Source organism: Pseudomonas sp. SF2, from assembly GCF_036858055.1.
In the GTDB taxonomy this organism is placed as follows: domain Bacteria; phylum Pseudomonadota; class Gammaproteobacteria; order Pseudomonadales; family Pseudomonadaceae; genus Aquipseudomonas.
On record NZ_JAMBDI010000031.1, the window covers coordinates 97,840 to 115,546 of the forward strand.

Sequence of the window (17,707 nt, forward strand, 5' to 3'; positions counted from 1 at the left end):
GCCTTGTGATGCTCCTGTGGGAGCGGGTTTACCCGCGAAAGGGCCAGCACAGGAATACAAAAAAAGCCCCGGCATCGCTGCCGGGGCTTAGTTTTACTCACCTTGGGCTCAGGACGGCACCACCGCCGCCTGCCCGCTCATGGCCAGGTCGACCAGCTCGCGGTTGGCCACCGCGTACATCGCATAGTCGGTGCCGGTGGCATTGCGCAGGTCATCCAGCATGGCGCGCCAGCGCTCCACCATCACCCGGTGCTGCTCGGCCCACAGCGCCACACGGGCGTCCATGTCTTCCGGTGCATCGGCCATCTGCAGTACCGAGATGGTGATCGCCCGCTGCTGCAGGTCGATGTCGTCGCGGAACGCCTCGCGGGCCAGTGCCTGCCAGTTGTTTTCCACCGGCAGGTTGCTGATTTCCTGCAGGTACCAGGTCAGGTCCAGCGCGCTGCCCACGGCGAAGAACGCCTTGGCCACCTGTGCCGGGTCATGGCCGGTAACGTCCGAAGCCTCGATGATCGGCAACAGGGTGTACAGGTGGGTAGTGCCGGCCACCATGCGCGCCAGCAACTCCGGTACACCAGCCTCGACGAAGCCCTGGTAGCGCACCATCCAGCGCTCGCGGGTCGGGCCTTCGAGCAACTCGTCGAGCTTGAGCCCCAGTTGCGCGATCTTCGGCCCGAAGTGCGCGGTGTCACGCCCGGCGTCCTGCTCGTTGCGGCGGCTGCGCAGGAACCAGCGGGTGGCACGGCGGCCCAGGCGCATCAGCTCGTCCATCAGGGTCAGCTGGATCTCCGCCGGTACCTGGTAGTCCAGTGCCTCGATCTGGCGGAACCAGTGCGGCAGGTGGAAGATGTCGCGCACGATCACATAGGCCCCGGCCACGTTGGCCGGGCTCATGCCGGTCGACTCTTTCAGGCGCTGGACGAAGGTGATGCCCATGTTGTTGACCAGGTCGTTGGCGATCTGGGTGCTGACGATTTCGCGTTTCAGGCGGTGGCGGCGCATGGACTCGGCGAACTTGCTGACCAGCGACGGCGGGAAGGCGGTTTCCATGTCGCGGGTCAGGTAGTCGTCGTCCGGCACCAGCGACTTGAGCAGCTGTTCCTTGAGGTCGATCTTGCTGTACGAGATCAGCACCGACAGCTCGGCGCGGGTCAGGCCCTGGCCGGCGGCCAGGCGTTCGGCCAGCTGCTCTTCGGATGGCAGGAACTCGATGGCGCGGTCCAGCTTGCCACGGGCTTCCAGGTCGGCCATCAGGCGCTTGTACTCGGCAATCCGCTCGCGGGCGCGGCGGGCAGCCAGCGACAGCGCCTGGGTCTGCTTGTAGTTGTTGCCCAGCACCAGGCCGGCCACTTCGTCGGTCATGCTGCCCAGCAGCTGGTTGCGCTGCTTCTCGGTCATGTCGCCACCCTGCACCACTTCGTTGAGCAGGATCTTGATGTTGACCTCGTGGTCGGAGCAGTCCACGCCGCCGGCGTTGTCGATGAAGTCGGTGTTGGTGGCGCCGCCGTGCAGGCCGAACTCGACCCGGCCGAGCTGGGTCATGCCCAGGTTGCCGCCCTCGCCCACCACCTTGCAGCGCAGTTCGTTGCCATTGACACGCAGCGCGTCGTTGGCCTTGTCGCCAACATCGGCGTGGCTCTCGGTGCTGGCCTTGACGTAGGTACCGATGCCACCGTTCCACAGCAGGTCTACCGGTGCCTTGAGCAGCGCGTTGAGCAGCTCGGTCGGGGTCAGGCGATCGGCATCAATGGCGAAGCGCTCTTTCATCTGCGGGCTGATGGCGATGCTCTTGGCACTGCGCGGGAAGATACCGCCGCCTTCGGACATGATGCTGGTGTCGTAGTCGCTCCAGGCCGAACGCGGCAGGTCGAACAGGCGCTTGCGCTCGGCAAAGCTGGAGGCAGGCTCCGGGTTCGGGTCGATGAAGATGTGCAGGTGGTTGAACGCGGCCACCAGTTGCAGCTTGTCGGACATCAGCAGGCCGTTGCCGAACACGTCGCCGGCCATGTCGCCGACGCCAATGACGGTGATCGGGTCTTCCTGCACGTTGATGCCGCGCTCGCGGAAGTGGCGCTGCACGCCCACCCAGGCGCCGCGTGCGGTAATGCCCATCTTCTTGTGGTCGTAACCGGCCGAGCCACCCGAGGCGAAGGCGTCGCCCAGCCAGAAGCCGTAGTCGATGGCGATGCCGTTGGCGATGTCGGAGAACGTCGCGGTGCCTTTGTCGGCCGCCACCACCAGGTACGGGTCGTCATCGTCATGCCGCACCACGTTGGCCGGCGGCACCACGCCACCGTCCTTGAGGTTGTCGGTGATGTCCAGCAGGCCGGAAATGAAGATGCGGTAGCACGCCACGCCTTCGGCGGCGATCTCGTCACGGCTGCCGCCCAGCGGCAGGCGGCGCGGCAGGAAGCCGCCCTTGGCGCCGACCGGCACGATTACCGAGTTCTTCACCTGCTGGGCTTTTACCAGGCCCAGCACCTCGGTGCGGAAGTCTTCCTCACGGTCGGACCAGCGCAGGCCACCACGGGCGACGTTGCCAAAGCGCAGGTGCACGCCCTCGACCCGTGGCGAGTAGACGAATATCTCGAACTTGGGCACTGGTTTAGGCAGTTCGGGGATCAGCTTGGGGTTGAACTTGAAGCTGAAGTACGACTTGTTGTGGCCGTTGGCGTCCGGCTGGTAGAAGTTGGTGCGCAGGGTGGCCTTGATCAGGTCCAGGTAGCGGCGCAGGATGCGGTCTTCGTTCAGCACCTGCACGTCATCCAGCGCGGTCAGGATGGCTTGCTCCAGACGCAGTTGCTTGTCATCCAGGTCGTCCTGGGTGAGCTTGCGCGCCAGGTAGAAGCGGGTCTTGAACAACCGGGTCAGCTCGCGGGCGATGTCGGTGTGGTTGTTCAGGGTGCTGGCGATGTAGCCCAGGTCGAAGCCCAGGCGGATCTGCTTCAGGTACCGGGCGTAGGCACGCAGCAGCGCCACGTCGCGCCATGGCAGGCCGGCGGTCAGCACCAGGCGGTTGAAGGCGTCGTTCTCGGCATCGCCACGGACGATGTGGATGAAGGCGTCCTGCAGGATGTCATTGAGCTGCTGGATGTCCAGGCTCAGGCCTTCGCTGTAGGTGAAGGCGAAGTCGTGGATCCAGTAGCCGCGGCCACTGGCATGACGCAGGCGGTACGGGAACTCGCCGAGCACGCGCAGGCCAAGGTTTTCCAGGATCGGCAGCACGTCGGACAGCGCCAGCGGAGTGTCGGCGTGGTACAGCTTGCAGTGCAGGATGCGCTCGCCGGCCTGGGTCAGCGGCTGGTAGAAGCTCATCGCCAGCGGCTTGCTTTCCGACAGGTTCAGCACGTGCTGCAGGTCGACCACCGCCGAGTGCGCGGCGAAGCGCTCGCGGTAACCGGCCGGGAAACCTTTGGGGAAGTCGGCGAGGATGTTGGTGCCCTGGGCTTCGCCGAAGTTCTCGATCACCAGCGCCGAGTAGTCGTCATTCCACGAGCGGCAGGCCTGGATCACTTCGCGTTCCAGTTGCTGCGGGTCGATGTCGATGCGGTTTTTCGGGTCTACCCGCAGAATCAGCTGCACACGGGCCAGCACCGATTCGGAGAAGAAGGTCCAGAACTCGCAGTCGCTGGCCTTCAGGCGCTCCATCAGCACCTGCTGGATCTTCTGCCGCACTTCGGTGGAGTAGATTTCCCGCGGTACATAGGCCAGGCAGTAGCAGAAGCGGCCGTACGGGTCCTTGCGCAGGAACACGCGGATCTTGTTGCGCTCCTGGATCTGCACGATCGACATGACCGTGCTGAACAGCTCGTCGACCGGGGTCTGGAACAGGTCGTCGCGCGGCAGCACTTCCAGCACCTGGGCCAGTTCCTTGCCCAGGTGGGCCTTGGGATCGAAGCCCGAGCGGCGCTCGACTTCGGTGACCTTCTCACGGATATAAGGGATGGCATGCACGCTTTCGCCGTACACCGACGAGGTGTACAGGCCCATGAAGCGATGCTCCTTGATCACCTTGCCGTCGGCATCCAGCTGGCGGATCGACACGTAGTCCGGGTACGCCGGGCGGTGTACGCGGCTGGGCAGCGCGGCCTTGGCGAACGACAGCAGCAGCGGCTCGTTGAGGTAGGCCACGGCGTAGTCTTCGATGCGCAGCTCGTCGCTGGTCAGGCCCACGCGCAGGCGGCGCGGCAGGCCGAGGAACGACTGCTCGTCGTAGACCATCTGGCCGCCGTCGGCGTCGCCCTTGACGGTGAATTCTTCGTAGCCCAGGAAGGTGAAGTGGTTGTCCAGCAGCCACTCGAGGAACGCCTTGACCTCGCCCTTTTCGTGTTGCGCCGGGCCAAAGGCGGTCTGCTCCACCTCCGCCACCACTTCACGCAGCTTGGCCTTCATCGGTTCGAAGTCGGCAACCACCACCCGCACCTCGGCCAGCACCTGCTCGATCTCGCGGGCCAGTACCGTCAGCTCGGCGGCGTTGGCGCAACGATCGATCTCCAGGTACATCAGCGACTCATGGCGTACGCCCTCGCCCTGGGTGCCCTTGGGCAGCAGTTCCAGCAGCTCGCCCTTGGTGCCGCGGCGTACGCTGAGCACGGTGGTCTGCAGGGTGTGGATGCTGTAGCCGCGGCGGTTGAGCTCGGTACGCACCGAGTCGACCAGGAACGGCAGGTCGTGGTGCAGCACTTCGACCACGGTGTGGGTCGATTGCCAGCCATTGCGTTCGTAATCGGGGTTGTACACCCGCACTTGCGGGTATTCGGGGTCGAAACGCTCGATGATGCGCCAGGCTGACAGGGTGCAGCCGGCCAGGTCGGAAAGCCTGCGTTGGGTGAGTTCGTCCAGAGAGATGATGCCGAAGAACTGCTCGGCGAACAGCGCGACTTGTGGCAGGGACTGTTCGCTGATGTGCTGCGCCAGGGCCGCTTGCAGTTGGTGCTGGAAGTCGGCTTTGCTGGCTGCGGTGAAGAACGCCATCTGTGGTACTCCGCTTGGGCTTTGTAATAGTTGAAGCGTCGCTGCGTGCGCCGTGTACGGATCAACGATAGCCAACCCGTGGCAAGGCGGACGGTAAAACCAGGCGTTGAACGTGCGCAGGCACGCCCAGGGCTCGCCGAAGCTTAACGACTGATCGGTCATCAAGGCTTGCAGCGCTGCGACAATTTCGGTCAAGGGGCGGTAACTTTACGTTTATGCCTGCCGGCAAGACTGTCAGAATTCCCTTCCGTTTCCTTTGATCCGAGCCTTGTCCATGCAAATCAATACTGCCCTGCTGTTCGCCACCCCTTGCGATGACGAGGAAGACAACATGGCGACCCTGTGCTGCCACAGCGACAAGGGTCAGATGTTCCTGCTGACCCGCTACCCGGACGAAGACACCGTCGACCTGACCCTGGATGACGAGCCGTCGACACTGGACGGGTTGAAAGTGACCCTGAGCGCCAAGCGCCTGCTGATCGAAGTGGCGGCCGGCGACCGCGATGCACTGAAGGGCGATGAGGTGCTGGAGATCAACCTGACCAGCGAGTTGAGTGACATGGATGAAGTGAAGGAAACCCTGGAGAACATCCTGGCCGGGACTGGTACCTTCGTCTGCGAGCTGTAACGAACTGAATACCGGCGCTGCCCCTGTGGGAGCGGGCATGCCCGCGAACACCGGCACAGCCGGTGCCATTCATCGCGCCGCCTGTTTCGCGGGCTTGCCCGCTCCCACAGTGATCGCGCCAGCTTTCAGGTTTTGTGCAAGGCAGTTCCCCCCCACAACGATCATGCCAGCGCTTGCTGCATCTCCCGGGCCTGCACCCGCAACGCCTGGCAAAACGGCTCCACCGCTGCCGAAGCCGGCCGATGGTCCGGCCTTATCAGCATCACCTGGTACGGCACCGACACCCGCAACCGCCGAATCGGCAACCCGCCCTGCGCCGCCTCCAGCCCACTCAGCGGGTTGATGATCGCCACCCCCAGGCCCTGCCGGACCATGGCGCACACCGAGGCAGCACTGGTGGTCTCGATGACCGTGCGGCGGTTCACCCCCGCCGCACGGAAGTGCTGGTCCAGGCGCTGCCGGTAGGTGTCGAGGCTGGCCAGGTTGATGAAGTCGACCTCGTGAAAATCGCTCAACTCCAGCTCGGCCCGGGCCTGCAGCGGATGCCCCTCGGGCAGCACGCACACCATGTTGGCGCTGAACAGCAATTCGCCGTAGGCGCCACGCGGTATCTGCTCGACCTCGGTCAGGCCCAGGTCATGCTGCTGGGCCACCAGTGATTCCTCCAGCAAAGGCGACTCCTGCGCCAGGATACTCACGCTCACGCCCCGGTGCTGCTGGTGAAAGCGCTGGCAAGCCTTGGGTAGCAAGGTCTGGGAAAACAGCGGCAGACAGGTTATGGCCAGCCGACCCTGTTCGAAATTGCGGATGGCCTGGGCAAAGCGGTCGATGCGCTCCAGCCCTACGTAGGCCCGCTCAACCTCCTCGATCAGCAGCAACGCCTGGGCGGTCGCCACCAGGCGCCCACCCTCGCGCTCGAACAGGTTCAGCCCGGTTACCTGCTCCAGCCGCGCCAGTTCGCGGCTGACAGTGGGCTGCGAGGTGAACAGCAGGCGCGCCGCACCAGTGACACTGCCAGCGGCCATGATGGCGCGGAACACTTCAATATGGCGGACGGACAGTTTCATGGCAAAACTCGGTAAGTCGGCAATGGTCATATCAGATATGAATGACCGACAGAAAAATAGCTATTTTTCTGAATTCCTGCTTTGGCTCATCCTCGTGGCCTTCCTTATATGAGTAACGCCACCATGACTGCACCCTTCACTCTTCTGGCCGACGCAGTTCGCCAGCACGGCTCGCCGCTGTGGGCCTACGACGCCGGCACCATCGCCGAACGGGTCGAACAGCTGAAGGTGTTCGACACCGTGCGCTTCGCCCAGAAGGCCAACCCCAACCTGCATGTGCTGCGCCTGATGCGCGCCCACGGTCTGGTGCTGGATGCGGTGTCGCTGGGCGAAATGGAACGGGCTTTTGCCGCGGGTGCAAGCGTGGATGGCGACCCTGCCGGCGTGGTGCTGACCTGCGATGCGCTGGACCGGCCGACCCTGGAGCGGGTGGTGGCCTCGAAGATCGAAGTCAACGCCGGCTCCATCGACATGCTGCGCCAACTGGGTGAACGCTCTCCTGGCCACCGCGTGTGGATCCGCATCAACCCCGGCTTCGGCCACGGCCACAGCCGCAAGACCAACACCGGTGGCGAGAACAGCAAGCACGGCATCTGGCACGAAGAGCTGGGCGAAGCGCTGGCCTGCGTTAAAACCCATGGCCTGCACCTGGTGGGCGTGCACATGCACATTGGCTCCGGGGTGGATTACCAGCACCTGGAGCAAGTGGCCCGCTCGATGATCGAGCTGATCGGCCGCCTGGGCGTGGACATCGAGGCGTTCTCCATTGGTGGCGGGCTTTCCACCCCGTACCGCAGCAGCGACAAGCCGGTCGACCTGCAACGCTACGCCCGGACCTGGGCCGTGGCACGCAAGGAAATCGAAGCGATGCTGGGCCACCCCGTGCGCATGGAGATCGAGCCAGGGCGCTTCCTGGTGGCGGAATCGGGTTACCTGGTGGCCGAGGTGCGCGCCGTGAAGCAGGTGGGCCGCAATACCTTCGTCATGATCGATGCCGGCTTCAACGACCTGATGCGCCCGGCGATGTACGGGGCCTACCACCGCATGACCCTGCTCGACGCCAACGGCCAGCCGGTGGAGCGCCCACGGCAGCCGACCGTGGTGGCCGGGCCGCTGTGCGAGTCAGGCGATGTATTTACCCAGGATGACCAGGAACTGACCCCGCATGACCTGCCCCTGGCGCAGGTGGGTGACCTGCTGGTGATCCACGACGCCGGGGCCTATGGCGCGTCGATGTCGTCGAACTACAACAGCCGGCCTTTGCTGCCGGAGTTCCTGATCGAGGATGGGGCGCTACGGATGATTCGCCGCAGGCAGACGGTGCAAGACCTGCTGGGTCTGGAGGCGGGCTTCTGAGATCGCGGGTAAACCCGCTCCCACAGGTACGGCGCCGGGCTCGAGGGCAGTGCCGTGCTTGTGGGAGCGGGTTTACCCGCGAAAGGGCCGGCCCGGCCGACACATCAACTGATGTCCTGCCCCACCGTCCATTGCCCCGCCCCACACAATCCGGGTACCCTTTTTCTTCATCCCGCACTCCCCAGGCCATACACCGCCCAGGCATGACTCCATGATCATTCGCCAAAGCATCGCTGCAGACCACCCGCAGCTGCTCGACATCTGGCTGCGCGCCGTGCGCGCCACCCATCACTTTCTGCAAGCGTCCGACATCGAGGCGCTGCTGCCGCAATTGCGCGACGTCTACCTCCCGGCCGTCGAACTCTGGGTTGCGGTAGACACCGATGACCGCCCGCTGGGGTTCATCGGCTTCAATGAAAACCACGTGGAGATGCTCTTCGTCGACCCCGAACGCCACGGCCAGGGCATAGGCCGCGCGCTGCTGGATTTCGGCCGTCAGTCGCGCAGCACGATGAGCGTCGATGTCAACGAGCAAAACCCGCAGGCAGTGGGGTTCTATCGGCACTACGGTTTCATCCAGACCGGCCGCTCAGCGCTGGACGGCGAAGGCCGGCCGTTCCCGTTGTTGCATATGAGCCTGCCCGCCCAGGCCTGATTTCCGGTGCCGCTTTGCGCCCCTGGCGCTGCTACAAATTCGCGAGACAGACCAACGGCATGAACCCGACGCGCTATACCACCGTGGCAAAGGACTTGATGGAGGGCATCGCCAGCGGCCGCTACCCGGTGGGCAGCCTGCTGCCGACCGAGTTCGAGCTGTGCGACCTTTACGATGTAAGCCGGCACACGGTGCGCACGGCGATCAACCAGTTGCTCAACCAAGGGCTGGTATCGCGGCGCAAGCGCGTGGGCACCCGGGTGGAGGCCAGCAGCCCGCGCGGTGGCTACTCGCAGTCACTGGCCAGCGTGGCGGACCTGGCACACCTGGCGGAAACCCAGCAACGGGAAATCCAGGACGTGCGCCACTTCGTCGCCGACCTGAGCGAGGCGGCGCGGCTGGGGCTGGTACCGGGCGAGCATTACTTCTGCGTGTCGAGCGTCCGCGTCGACCGTGTCCACAACGCGGCGCCGCTGTGCTGGACCGATGTGTACGCGCAGCGCGACTATGCCGCGGTCATAGATTTGGCCCGCGAGCACCCCGACCAGCTGATTGCAGGGCTGATCGAGCAGCACTATGGCCGGGCGATCGCAGTGGTCGACCAGCAGGTGCGGGCAGTGTTGCTGACCGCGGAAATGGCCCGGGTGCTGAAGGCCGAGGCAGGCTCACCGGGGCTGAAGATCATTCGCCATTACCGCGAGGAAAACGGCGACCTGATGGCGGTTTCCGAGACGGTGCACCCGGATGACCGCTTTACCCTGGTTACCCAGATACGCCGCGATCGGTCGCCGCCCTGATCGGGCAATCGGGGCCGCTATGCGGCCCATCGCCGGCAAGCCAGCTCCCGCAGCGTTCGCGCATGGTTTGAGGTCAATGCGGTCGCGGTGGGAGCGCCGGGCGTGCTCCGGGGGAAAGCGGTTGCGAAGGAGATCGGGCAGGACTATAAGAGCTCAACTTAACTTGAGGTCGGCAGGCATGACAGCGGACAACACACGGATGCTAACGGTAGGTGAAGTGGCCAAACGCAGCGGCGTGGCGGTGTCTGCACTGCACTTCTACGAGACCAAGGGGCTGATCGCCAGCATCCGTACGGCGGGTAACCAGCGCCGTTATCCTTCGCTGGTGTTGCGTACGCTGGCCATCATCAAGGTGGCGCAACGCACGGGTATTCCGCTTGAGGAAATCAGGCAGGCCTTCAGCCGCTACGCGCCCAACAGCAAACTCACGGCAGCGCAATGGGGCGAGATGTCGACCGCCTGGCGCGAAGACCTGAACGCCCGCATTCGCACCCTGGAAGCGTTGCGCGACAGCCTGGACAACTGCATTGGTTGCGGCTGCCTGTCGCTGGAAGAATGCCCGCTGCGCAACCCCGAGGATGTGCTGGGCAAGGAAGGTACCGGGGCGCGGATTCTGGAAAAGAAGGCCCGATAAGGCTGCGCTGGCGGGTAGAAGACTGAATTCGCAAGCGGTCGGCTCCCACAGGGTCCCTGCTAATTCAATGAGCCTTGTGCAGTTCCATGAGATCGCGCCCCCATGGTTCAGTCGCTTTTGCCCAGCACATACCGGTCAAAATGCTCGATGTGCTCGTCCAGGTTGTCCTCGAGCATCATCCGGTATTGCTCGCAGAAATACTTCAACAGCTCCTCCCGCGCGGCAGCCAGTTCGGCACTGGTCTTGAAACTGCGGGCACTCATCCAGGCATTGAAGCGCGAGGCGCCGAAGGTCAGTGAGGCACTGACCTTGCCCAGGTCTTCCATTTTCTCGATCTGCTGGTTCGCCAGTTCGATATGCGCATCCGCGCGGTCGTAAAAAGCCTGATCGGTAGCTTGTGTCATTGCGGTTTACCTTGTTGCAGCATTCAAGTTGAGTACCCGCGAAAAATTGTACCGCGTACACGTGAACCTGTATTGAGCCGCACAGTCTTAGCCGAGCCCTCAAATCGGCCTTGCCGTCGTTATCCAACAGAGCCATTCACCCCATGCGCCAAGCAGTCCGTCGCTCCCCCTTTGTCTCGCTCTGCTTCATCCCTTTTTTCCACCTGTTCGCCAACCCCGCCCATGCCAGCGGGGAAAGGCAACTGGTGGCAGCCATCAACGACTATCGCACCCAGCCACAACGCTGCGAGCGGCGCATTGTCCGGGGCTCGACGCCGCTGGTGCTGAAACCGAAACTGGCATTGCCGGTCGGCTACGACGGGGGTTTGCGAGAAGGATTGAAGGCTGCGGGTTATCAGGCGGTGAAGGTGCGGGCCATCCGCCTGGTCGGCGCGCAAGATGCCGAGGAGGCCTTTGACATGCTCCGCAGCGACTACTGCGCAGCCCTGCTCGATAGCCAATATGCCGATATCGGTGTGAGTCGCTCACGCAACGAATGGCGGGTGCTGCTGGCTCGGCCCCTGCTCGATGCCCAGCTTGGCGATAGGCGATCGGCAAGCAACGCGCTGCTGGCACAGGTGAACGCTGCACGGGCGAAGCCGCGCCTGTGTGGTCGCAAGCGCTTTGCCGCTGCACGCCCGTTGACCTGGAACACCGCCCTGGGAACGGCGGCGCAGCGCCACAGCCGGGCGATGGCCAACGACAATTTCTTCGCGCACCGCGACCTCGACGGTGATCTACCCGCGGATCGGGCATGGGATGCCGGCTACCGTGGGCGACAGATCGGCGAGAACATTGCCGCAGGCCAGGGGTCACCGAGCAAGGCGATGGCAGGCTGGCTGGCCAGCCCCGGGCATTGCGCCAACCTGATGAACCCGGTGTTTACCCAGGTAGGTGCGGCCTTTGCCGAGAACTCGCGTAGCGATAACGGCGTTTACTGGACGATGCTGTTCGGCGCGCCTTGAAGGGCACGTGCCAGCCCTCTGACCAGGGCTGGCCTGCCAATCGTTGCCCTGCACCACCTCTGACAACCCCGCCATACCTTCCCCCGCGCAGTCTCAGATGACTGGCGCTGGTGATGACACATCGCTTGCATATGACACTTTGTGTCATTAATATCGCATTTGTGTCCTGACGGCGTTCCTCGCCGATCAGCAATCCATCGCCCCTCCCCATGCAGGTACCGCCCATGACGACCACCATGCAGACCCCCAAGGACCAACTGGTCAAACTCGCCCAGCAGCAGATGCTGACGGCGCTGGCCGACAACACCTACACCCCTCGACAAAAACTCGCCCTCACCTGCCGCATCCTGTTCGACGGTGGCCACGACTCCGGCCTGGCCGGGCAGATCACCGCCCGCGCCGAGCAGCCTGGCACCTACTACACGCAACAACTCGGCCTGGGCTTCGACGAGATCGCCGCTTCCAACCTGCTGGTGGTCGACGAAGACCTCAACGTGTTGCAAGGCCGCGGCATGGCCAACCCGGCCAACCGCTTCCACAGCTGGCTGTACCGCGCACGCCCCGACGTCAACTGCATCATCCACACCCACCCGCTGCACAGCGCCGCCCTGTCGATGCTGGAAGTGCCACTGGCCATCTCGCACATGGACCTGTGCCCGCTGTTCGACGACTGCGCATTCCTCAAGGAATGGCCCGGCGTACCGGTGGGCAACGAAGAAGGTGAAATCATTTCCAGGGCGATCGGCGACAAGCGCGCGATCCTGCTTTCCCACCACGGCCTGCTGATCGCCGGCCGCTCGATCGAGGAAGCCTGCGTGCTCGCCCTGCTGTTCGAGCGCGCAGCGAAGATGCAGCTGCTGGCCATGGGCGCCGGTGACATCCGCCCCATCCCGGATGCCCTGGGCAAGGAAGCCCACGACTGGATCTCCACCCCCAAACGTCATGGCGCCGCGTTCAGCTACTACGCACGCCGTGCCTTGCGTGCCCATGGCGATTGCCTGGGCTGATCGAAGCTGTACCCTTTCCTTAACAACGGCAGAGGTGCCTGGTTATGTCTACACCTGTAATTCGCGGCGTTATCGGCTACACCATCACTCCCTTCACGCCAGACGGCACGCTCGACCTGGATGCCTTGGGCACGTCCATCGACCGCCTGATCGCCGACGGCGTACACGCCATCGCACCGCTGGGCAGCACAGGCGAAGGCGCCTACCTGTCCGACAGTGAATGGGAAACGGTGGTGCGCTTCAGCCAGGCGCGCATTGCCGGCCGCGTGCCCAGCGTGGTCAGCGTCTCCGACCTGACCACCGCACGTACCGTGCAGCGCGCCCGCCTGGCACAGGCATGCGGCGCCACCGCGGTGATGGTGCTGCCCATCTCCTACTGGAAGCTCACCGAAGCCGAAGTGGTCGCCCACTACAAGGCGGTGGGTGCGGCCATCGACATTCCGGTCATGCTCTACAACAACCCCGGCACCAGCGGCACCGACCTGTCGGTGGAGCTGATCCTGCGCATCCTCAACGAAGTGCCGAATGTGACCATGGTCAAGGAAAGCACTGGTGACATCCAGCGCATGCACCGCCTGTTCAAGGCCACCGATGGCCAGGTGGCCTTCTACAACGGTTGCAACCCGCTCACCCTGGAAGCCCTGGTGGCCGGCGCCACCGGCTGGTGCACCGCCGCACCCAACCTGATCCCGGCGCTGAACCTGGCGCTTTGGGACGCGGTGCAGCAAGGCGACCTGGCCGAAGCCCGCGCGCTGTTCTACCGCCAGTACGAACTGCTGGAGTACATCACCCGCCGAGGTCTGCCCACCACCATCAAGGCCGGTTTGAAAATGCTCGGCCAGGATGTCGGCGCGCCACGCCTGCCCCTGCAGCCGCTGGATGCGCAAGGCAGCGACTATCTGAAGAGCCTGCTGGTAGAGCTGGCCAACTGACCGCGACAACGGCCCCGGCGGCGTCCTGCTGCCGGGCCTCAGCGCAACAGCTTTGCGCCCCCTTGGCTGGCCTCGACCTGACGCAATACCTTCGCCAGTTTCGCCACGGCCATCGCCAGCTCGCCCGGGGTATGCGCCGCAAACCCCATCAACACTCCCGCCTCCCCCCTCGACGACGCATACAGGGCACTGAGCCCCAACAGGTCTATGCCTGCCGCCTGCGCCGCCTTGACCACGAGTTCTTCAGGCATCGGCCTGGTGAAAACACAGGGCATCTGCATGCCGCCCGCCGGCACGCGCGCGACAAGAAAATCGGACAGCTGCGCCTGCACCAGCGCCGCCAGTGCATCGCGGCGCTCGGCATAGATTGTCCGCATCAAGCGCACATGGGCACCGAAGTGCCCACCTTCGATGAACCTGGCCAGGGTCAGTTGTGCCAGCGAAGCCGTATGCCCGTCCTGCAACGTCCGCGCTGCGGTCATCGGCCCGACCAGTTGCGGCGGCAAGACCATGTAGGCAATGCGCAAGCCGGCGAACAGGGATTTGGTGAACGTGCCGATATAAACCGTCCGGTCGTGGGCATCCAGGCCTTGCACGCACGCGGTGGGTTTGCCGGCATAGTGAAACTCGCTGTCGTAGTCGTCCTCGATGATCCAGGCGCGTTGTTGCCGTGCCCACTCGATCACCGCCAGACGCCGGTCCAGGGACAGGGTCACGCCAGTAGGGAACTGGTGCGACGGGGTCAGGAAAACAGCCCTGGCATGGGGGGCCAACCGTGGGATCTGCTCGACCTGCATGCCGTCGGGGTCCACGGCCACGGCAATGCAATGCAGGCCAGCAGCAACCAGCGCCTTCCTGGCGCCATGGTAAGCCGGGTCTTCGATAACCACTTGGTCGCCGGCATCGGCCAGTACGTGGGCACACAGGCTGAACGCCTGCTGCGAACTGGTGAGGATCAGCACGCGATCGGCCGTGGCCTGTGCGCCACGCTCGAGATTGACGTAATCGGCAATCGCCCGCCGCAGTGGCTCGGTGCCTTGCGCGGCGCTGTGCAGCAGCGCCTGGGTGCCATGTTCCCTGAACACCTGCCGCTGCAGCTTTTCCCAGGTCTGCAAGGGGAAGTTGCGCGTTTCTGCCACCCCCGGCGCAAACGGCCGAGGGACGAAGAAATTGTGCACCCCGCCCTCCTGGCACAGCGCCTGGCCCCGGCGGCTGAGCGCTGGCGGCTCGACCGGGGCTTTCACCCTTCGGCCCCGGGCGCGCGCCGGCAGGTGCTGCGTACGGGGTGAGACGAAGCTACCACTACCCACCCGGCGCTCGATGAAGCCTTCGGCGTGCAACTGGCCATAAGCGGCCTCGACCGTGTCCCGCGACACAGCCAGCGAGGTCGCCAGTGCACGCGAGGCGGGCAAGGCCTTACCCACGGGCAATGCCCCTTCGAGAATCAGCTGGCGTATCGCCCGCTGGATCCGCACGTGCAAAGGCAGCGACGCGCGCGCCGGGTCGCCGATCCAGGCTTTCACCGACTCCAGTTGTGCATGCTTGAACATTGGTATGGCCATGTATCGAAAAGTGGCTGGGCTATACCGGCCATTCTAACGCTATAAAAACCAGGCTTTCCAACCCCTATGCGCCAGAACGCCCGAGGCCCCGATGAACACGCCCGCACACACCGCACCAACCCCGCTCCGGCTGACAGACATCCTTCACCCCGTGGTGGCGGGGATCGTTTCGGTCATCGTCAATTACGGCGGCACCTTCATCCTGGTGTTCCAGGCCGCCAAACTGGCCGGGCTGAGCCCGGAGCTGACTTCATCATGGGTCTGGGCCGTATCGATCGGCGTTGGCTTCAGTGGCCTGGCCCTGTCCTGGTACAGCCGCGAGCCGGTGATCACCGCCTGGTCCACGCCGGCCGCTGCGTTCCTGGTCACGGCGCTGGCCAGCGTGCCCTACAGCGAGGCCATCGGCGCCTACCTGCTGTCGGCCGCCGGCTTCGTGATCCTGGGGCTGACCGGTTACTTCGAACGCCTGGTGCGGGTCATTCCCGGCGGGATTGCCGCCGGGCTGCTGGCGGGTATCCTGTTGCAGTTCGGCATCGGTGCATTCGGAGGCCTGTCGGTCGACCCCGCGCTGGCCGGGCTACTGATCGCGGCCTATGTGACATTCAAACGCTTCACCGCCCGCTATGCCGTGGTAGGCATTCTGCTGCTGGGCCTGGGCTACCTGCTGCTCCAGGGCCAGGTGGACCTGACAGCGCTCAGGCTGGAGTTCGCCACGCCGTTGTTCACCGCGCCCACCTTTTCCCTCAACGCCGCCCTGAGCGTGGCCCTGCCGTTGTTCCTGATCACCCTTACCGGTCAGTACATGCCAGGCATGCTGGTGCTGCGCAACGATGGCTTCAAGACCAGCGCCAACCCGATCGTGGCAGTCACTGGCCTGGGCTCGTTGCTGATGGCACCGTTCGGGTCGCACGCTTTCAACATCGCGGCCATCACCGCCGCCATCTGTACTGGCAAGGAGGCCCACGAAGACCCGGACAAACGCTGGGTCGCGGGTATCGCTGCCGGTGTCTGCTACATCCTCGTGGGGGTGTTCGGCGTCACCCTGGCCAGTGTGTTCATGGCCCTGCCGGCCACCTTCATCACCACTTTGGCCGGCCTTGCCCTGCTGGGCACCATCGGCACCAGCCTGGCCAGCGCAATGGTCGATGCCCGTTCGCGCGAAGCGGCACTGATCACTTTCCTGGCGGCGGCGGCCAACATCAGCCTGTTTGGCATAGGCGGCGCGTTCTGGGGGCTGGTCATAGGCTTGCTGGCCTATGCCGTACTGAACGGCCGACTCCCCGGTTTCAGCCACTCTCCCCGGTAAGCGGGCTTTCCAACACCCTGCCGTGCGCCAGGTGCGCACGCCCTGCAACAGGTATCGACATGCCCAAAGCTGGCCCCAAGCTTCTAACCCAAATTGCTGCCGTGCATTTCGTCAGCCATGTGCACATCATGCTGATCCCGGCGCTGCTACCCGTGCTCCCCGGCTTGCTGGGGGTAGGGTTCGTCGAACTCGGCGTGGCCCTGGCCGTGTTCAACATCGTCTCCGCCCTGGTGCAGGCGCCGCTGGGCTATGCCGTCGACCATTACGGTGCGCGCAAGGTGCTCAAGGCAGGCTTGCTGCTGGGCAGCCTCAGCTTCCTGCTGGTTGCTGTCAGCCCCGGCTATACGCTGCTGTTGGTGGCGATGGCCATGGCCGGTCTGGCCAATGGCGTGTACCACCCGGCCGACTATGCGCTGCTGGCCAACGGCATCGAACAAGGCCGCCTGGGGCGGTCGTTCTCGATCCATACCTTTGCCGGCTTCCTCGGCTCGGCGGTAACGCCAGCAATGTTTCTTGGCATTGCTGCCGTGTCGGGCGCGCAGGCAGCCCTGGCGGCAGGCGCCGCAGCGGGGCTTGCCGCCTGGCTGTTGATATCGGTGCCAGGCAGTGGCGTCTATCAGGTCGCCAGGCCTGGAATCACAGGTAGCGCTAGCTCCCCAGCAGCTCGTGTGCGACTGTTCACGCCCATGCTCGGGGTGCTGACTGTGCTGTTCATGTTGCTCAACCTGAGCACCAGTGCCATCGAAAAGTTCTCCGTGGCCGCGCTCGTCCAGGGCCAAGGTCTGACCCTGGCCTGGGCCAACACGGCGCTCACGGCGTTTCTGCTCAGCAGTGCCGTGGGTGTGCTATGCGGTGGAGCCTTGGCTGACCGGACCCGTCGTCATGGCCTGGTGGCGGCATTGGCCTTTGCCCTGGCCGCGGCGTTGACGGCGCTGGTGGCCCTGGGGCTGCTGCGGGGCTGGGGGTTGGTAGTGGTGCTGGGCGCCATTGGCTTGCTGACCGGGGTCATCGCCCCGTCGCGGGACATGCTGGTCAAGGCGGCGGCGCCACGCGGGGCCGAGGGCAAAGCCTTCGGGCTGGTCTCGACCGGCTTCAGCATCGGCGGCGCACTCGGGCCGGTGGCCTTTGGCTGGATGCTCGACCAGCAACTGCCCAACGGGGTGTTCGTGGCGTCGATCGTGTTCATGCTGCTGACGGTGCTGCTGACCCTGGCACAGGAAGCGTATTCGGCCAGGAAACGTCGACACCCTGCATGAACCCTGGGGCTGCGTTGCAGCCCTATCGCCGGCAAGCCGGCTGCCACCTCGATCGCACTGCCTTCAAGGCCTGGGACCGGCGCAAATCCCTGTGGGAGCGGGCGTGTCGAGGCGTCGAACCGCCG

14 protein-coding genes are annotated in these 17,707 nt (G+C 64.6%); 10 read left to right on the forward strand and 4 right to left on the reverse strand.

The genetic code is table 11. From position 1 onward, the window contains the following. Positions 1 to 108: 108 nt before the first annotated feature. Positions 109 to 4,974, reverse strand: a complete 4,866-nt coding sequence (locus M2S36_RS19175) for an NAD-glutamate dehydrogenase (RefSeq protein ID WP_233687123.1) — start codon at positions 4,972 to 4,974, stop codon at positions 109 to 111. A gap of 274 nt (positions 4,975 to 5,248) precedes the next feature. Here M2S36_RS19175 and M2S36_RS19180 point away from each other — a divergent pair, with 274 nt between their 5' ends. Continuing rightward, entirely contained in the window at positions 5,249 to 5,602 is a 354-nt protein-coding gene (locus M2S36_RS19180) for a hypothetical protein (protein ID WP_013971664.1), read from the forward strand. A gap of 161 nt (positions 5,603 to 5,763) precedes the next feature. Here M2S36_RS19180 and M2S36_RS19185 read toward each other — a convergent pair whose 3' ends face one another. Next, entirely contained in the window at positions 5,764 to 6,669 is a 906-nt protein-coding gene (locus tag M2S36_RS19185) for a LysR family transcriptional regulator (RefSeq protein ID WP_207831764.1), read from the reverse strand. Between the two features lie 123 nt (positions 6,670 to 6,792). On the opposite strand from M2S36_RS19185, the gene lysA reads away from it, so the two are divergent. From lysA to soxR, 4 genes are all read left to right on the forward strand, one after another. Further along, complete coding sequence (lysA, locus tag M2S36_RS19190; protein ID WP_233694779.1) at positions 6,793 to 8,025, forward strand: diaminopimelate decarboxylase; 1,233 nt, start codon at positions 6,793 to 6,795, stop codon at positions 8,023 to 8,025. Between the two features lie 211 nt (positions 8,026 to 8,236). Then, a complete protein-coding gene (locus tag M2S36_RS19195; protein WP_063913847.1) occupies positions 8,237 to 8,680 on the forward strand; it encodes an acetyltransferase in 444 nt (147 codons plus the stop codon). Positions 8,681 to 8,739: 59 nt separating this feature from the next. Next, positions 8,740 to 9,477 (forward strand): GntR family transcriptional regulator, encoded by a 738-nt coding sequence (locus M2S36_RS19200; protein ID WP_207831768.1) that lies wholly within the window; start codon positions 8,740 to 8,742, stop codon positions 9,475 to 9,477. Between the two features lie 178 nt (positions 9,478 to 9,655). After that, on the forward strand, positions 9,656 to 10,111 hold the full coding sequence (gene soxR, locus M2S36_RS19205) for a redox-sensitive transcriptional activator SoxR (RefSeq protein ID WP_207831770.1): 456 nt from the start codon (positions 9,656 to 9,658) through the stop codon (positions 10,109 to 10,111). A 107-nt stretch (positions 10,112 to 10,218) separates the two neighbouring features. Here the strand turns inward: soxR and M2S36_RS19210 are convergent, their stop codons facing one another. Further along, the gene (locus M2S36_RS19210) at positions 10,219 to 10,515 is read right to left on the reverse strand and encodes a DUF3144 domain-containing protein (protein WP_207831772.1); all 297 of its coding nucleotides are present in this window, start codon (positions 10,513 to 10,515) and stop codon (positions 10,219 to 10,221) included. Between the two features lie 143 nt (positions 10,516 to 10,658). Here M2S36_RS19210 and M2S36_RS19215 point away from each other — a divergent pair, with 143 nt between their 5' ends. The 3 genes from M2S36_RS19215 (at position 10,659) to M2S36_RS19225 (ending at position 13,458) form a co-directional block, all read left to right on the forward strand. Beyond that, positions 10,659 to 11,519 carry a CAP domain-containing protein gene (locus M2S36_RS19215; protein ID WP_207831774.1) on the forward strand — a complete coding sequence of 287 codons (861 nt, stop codon included), beginning with the start codon at positions 10,659 to 10,661 and terminating at the stop codon, positions 11,517 to 11,519. A gap of 224 nt (positions 11,520 to 11,743) precedes the next feature. Beyond that, on the forward strand, positions 11,744 to 12,526 hold the full coding sequence (locus M2S36_RS19220) for an aldolase (protein WP_207831776.1): 783 nt from the start codon (positions 11,744 to 11,746) through the stop codon (positions 12,524 to 12,526). Positions 12,527 to 12,570: 44 nt separating this feature from the next. Next, entirely contained in the window at positions 12,571 to 13,458 is an 888-nt protein-coding gene (locus tag M2S36_RS19225) for a dihydrodipicolinate synthase family protein (protein ID WP_333957649.1), read from the forward strand. A gap of 38 nt (positions 13,459 to 13,496) precedes the next feature. Here the strand turns inward: M2S36_RS19225 and pdxR are convergent, their stop codons facing one another. Continuing rightward, positions 13,497 to 15,008 carry a MocR-like pyridoxine biosynthesis transcription factor PdxR gene (pdxR, locus tag M2S36_RS19230; RefSeq protein ID WP_233687130.1) on the reverse strand — a complete coding sequence of 504 codons (1,512 nt, stop codon included), beginning with the start codon at positions 15,006 to 15,008 and terminating at the stop codon, positions 13,497 to 13,499. Between the two features lie 103 nt (positions 15,009 to 15,111). On the opposite strand from pdxR, the gene M2S36_RS19235 reads away from it, so the two are divergent. Together M2S36_RS19235 and M2S36_RS19240 are read left to right on the forward strand one after the other, a co-directional pair. Continuing rightward, positions 15,112 to 16,326: a benzoate/H(+) symporter BenE family transporter gene (locus M2S36_RS19235; RefSeq protein WP_207831782.1), complete on the forward strand. Its 1,215-nt coding sequence runs from the start codon at positions 15,112 to 15,114 to the stop codon at positions 16,324 to 16,326. 59 nt (positions 16,327 to 16,385) lie between these two features. Then, positions 16,386 to 17,582: an MFS transporter gene (locus M2S36_RS19240; protein WP_233687131.1), complete on the forward strand. Its 1,197-nt coding sequence runs from the start codon at positions 16,386 to 16,388 to the stop codon at positions 17,580 to 17,582. Positions 17,583 to 17,707: the final 125 nt, after the last annotated feature.

What these genes read in the sequence shown, in the direction of transcription:
- M2S36_RS19175 (WP_233687123.1), bottom strand. Translation starts at nt 4,974, where the DNA reads ATGGCGTTCTTCACCGCAGCCAGCAAAGCCGACTTCCAGCACCAACTG.
- M2S36_RS19180 (WP_013971664.1), top strand. Translation starts at nt 5,249, where the DNA reads ATGCAAATCAATACTGCCCTGCTGTTCGCCACCCCTTGCGATGACGAG.
- M2S36_RS19185 (WP_207831764.1), bottom strand. Translation starts at nt 6,669, where the DNA reads ATGAAACTGTCCGTCCGCCATATTGAAGTGTTCCGCGCCATCATGGCC.
- lysA (WP_233694779.1), top strand. Translation starts at nt 6,793, where the DNA reads ATGACTGCACCCTTCACTCTTCTGGCCGACGCAGTTCGCCAGCACGGC.
- M2S36_RS19195 (WP_063913847.1), top strand. Translation starts at nt 8,237, where the DNA reads ATGATCATTCGCCAAAGCATCGCTGCAGACCACCCGCAGCTGCTCGAC.
- M2S36_RS19200 (WP_207831768.1), top strand. Translation starts at nt 8,740, where the DNA reads ATGAACCCGACGCGCTATACCACCGTGGCAAAGGACTTGATGGAGGGC.
- soxR (WP_207831770.1), top strand. Translation starts at nt 9,656, where the DNA reads ATGACAGCGGACAACACACGGATGCTAACGGTAGGTGAAGTGGCCAAA.
- M2S36_RS19210 (WP_207831772.1), bottom strand. Translation starts at nt 10,515, where the DNA reads ATGACACAAGCTACCGATCAGGCTTTTTACGACCGCGCGGATGCGCAT.
- M2S36_RS19215 (WP_207831774.1), top strand. Translation starts at nt 10,659, where the DNA reads ATGCGCCAAGCAGTCCGTCGCTCCCCCTTTGTCTCGCTCTGCTTCATC.
- M2S36_RS19220 (WP_207831776.1), top strand. Translation starts at nt 11,744, where the DNA reads ATGACGACCACCATGCAGACCCCCAAGGACCAACTGGTCAAACTCGCC.
- M2S36_RS19225 (WP_333957649.1), top strand. Translation starts at nt 12,571, where the DNA reads ATGTCTACACCTGTAATTCGCGGCGTTATCGGCTACACCATCACTCCC.
- pdxR (WP_233687130.1), bottom strand. Translation starts at nt 15,008, where the DNA reads ATGTTCAAGCATGCACAACTGGAGTCGGTGAAAGCCTGGATCGGCGAC.
- M2S36_RS19235 (WP_207831782.1), top strand. Translation starts at nt 15,112, where the DNA reads ATGAACACGCCCGCACACACCGCACCAACCCCGCTCCGGCTGACAGAC.
- M2S36_RS19240 (WP_233687131.1), top strand. Translation starts at nt 16,386, where the DNA reads ATGCCCAAAGCTGGCCCCAAGCTTCTAACCCAAATTGCTGCCGTGCAT.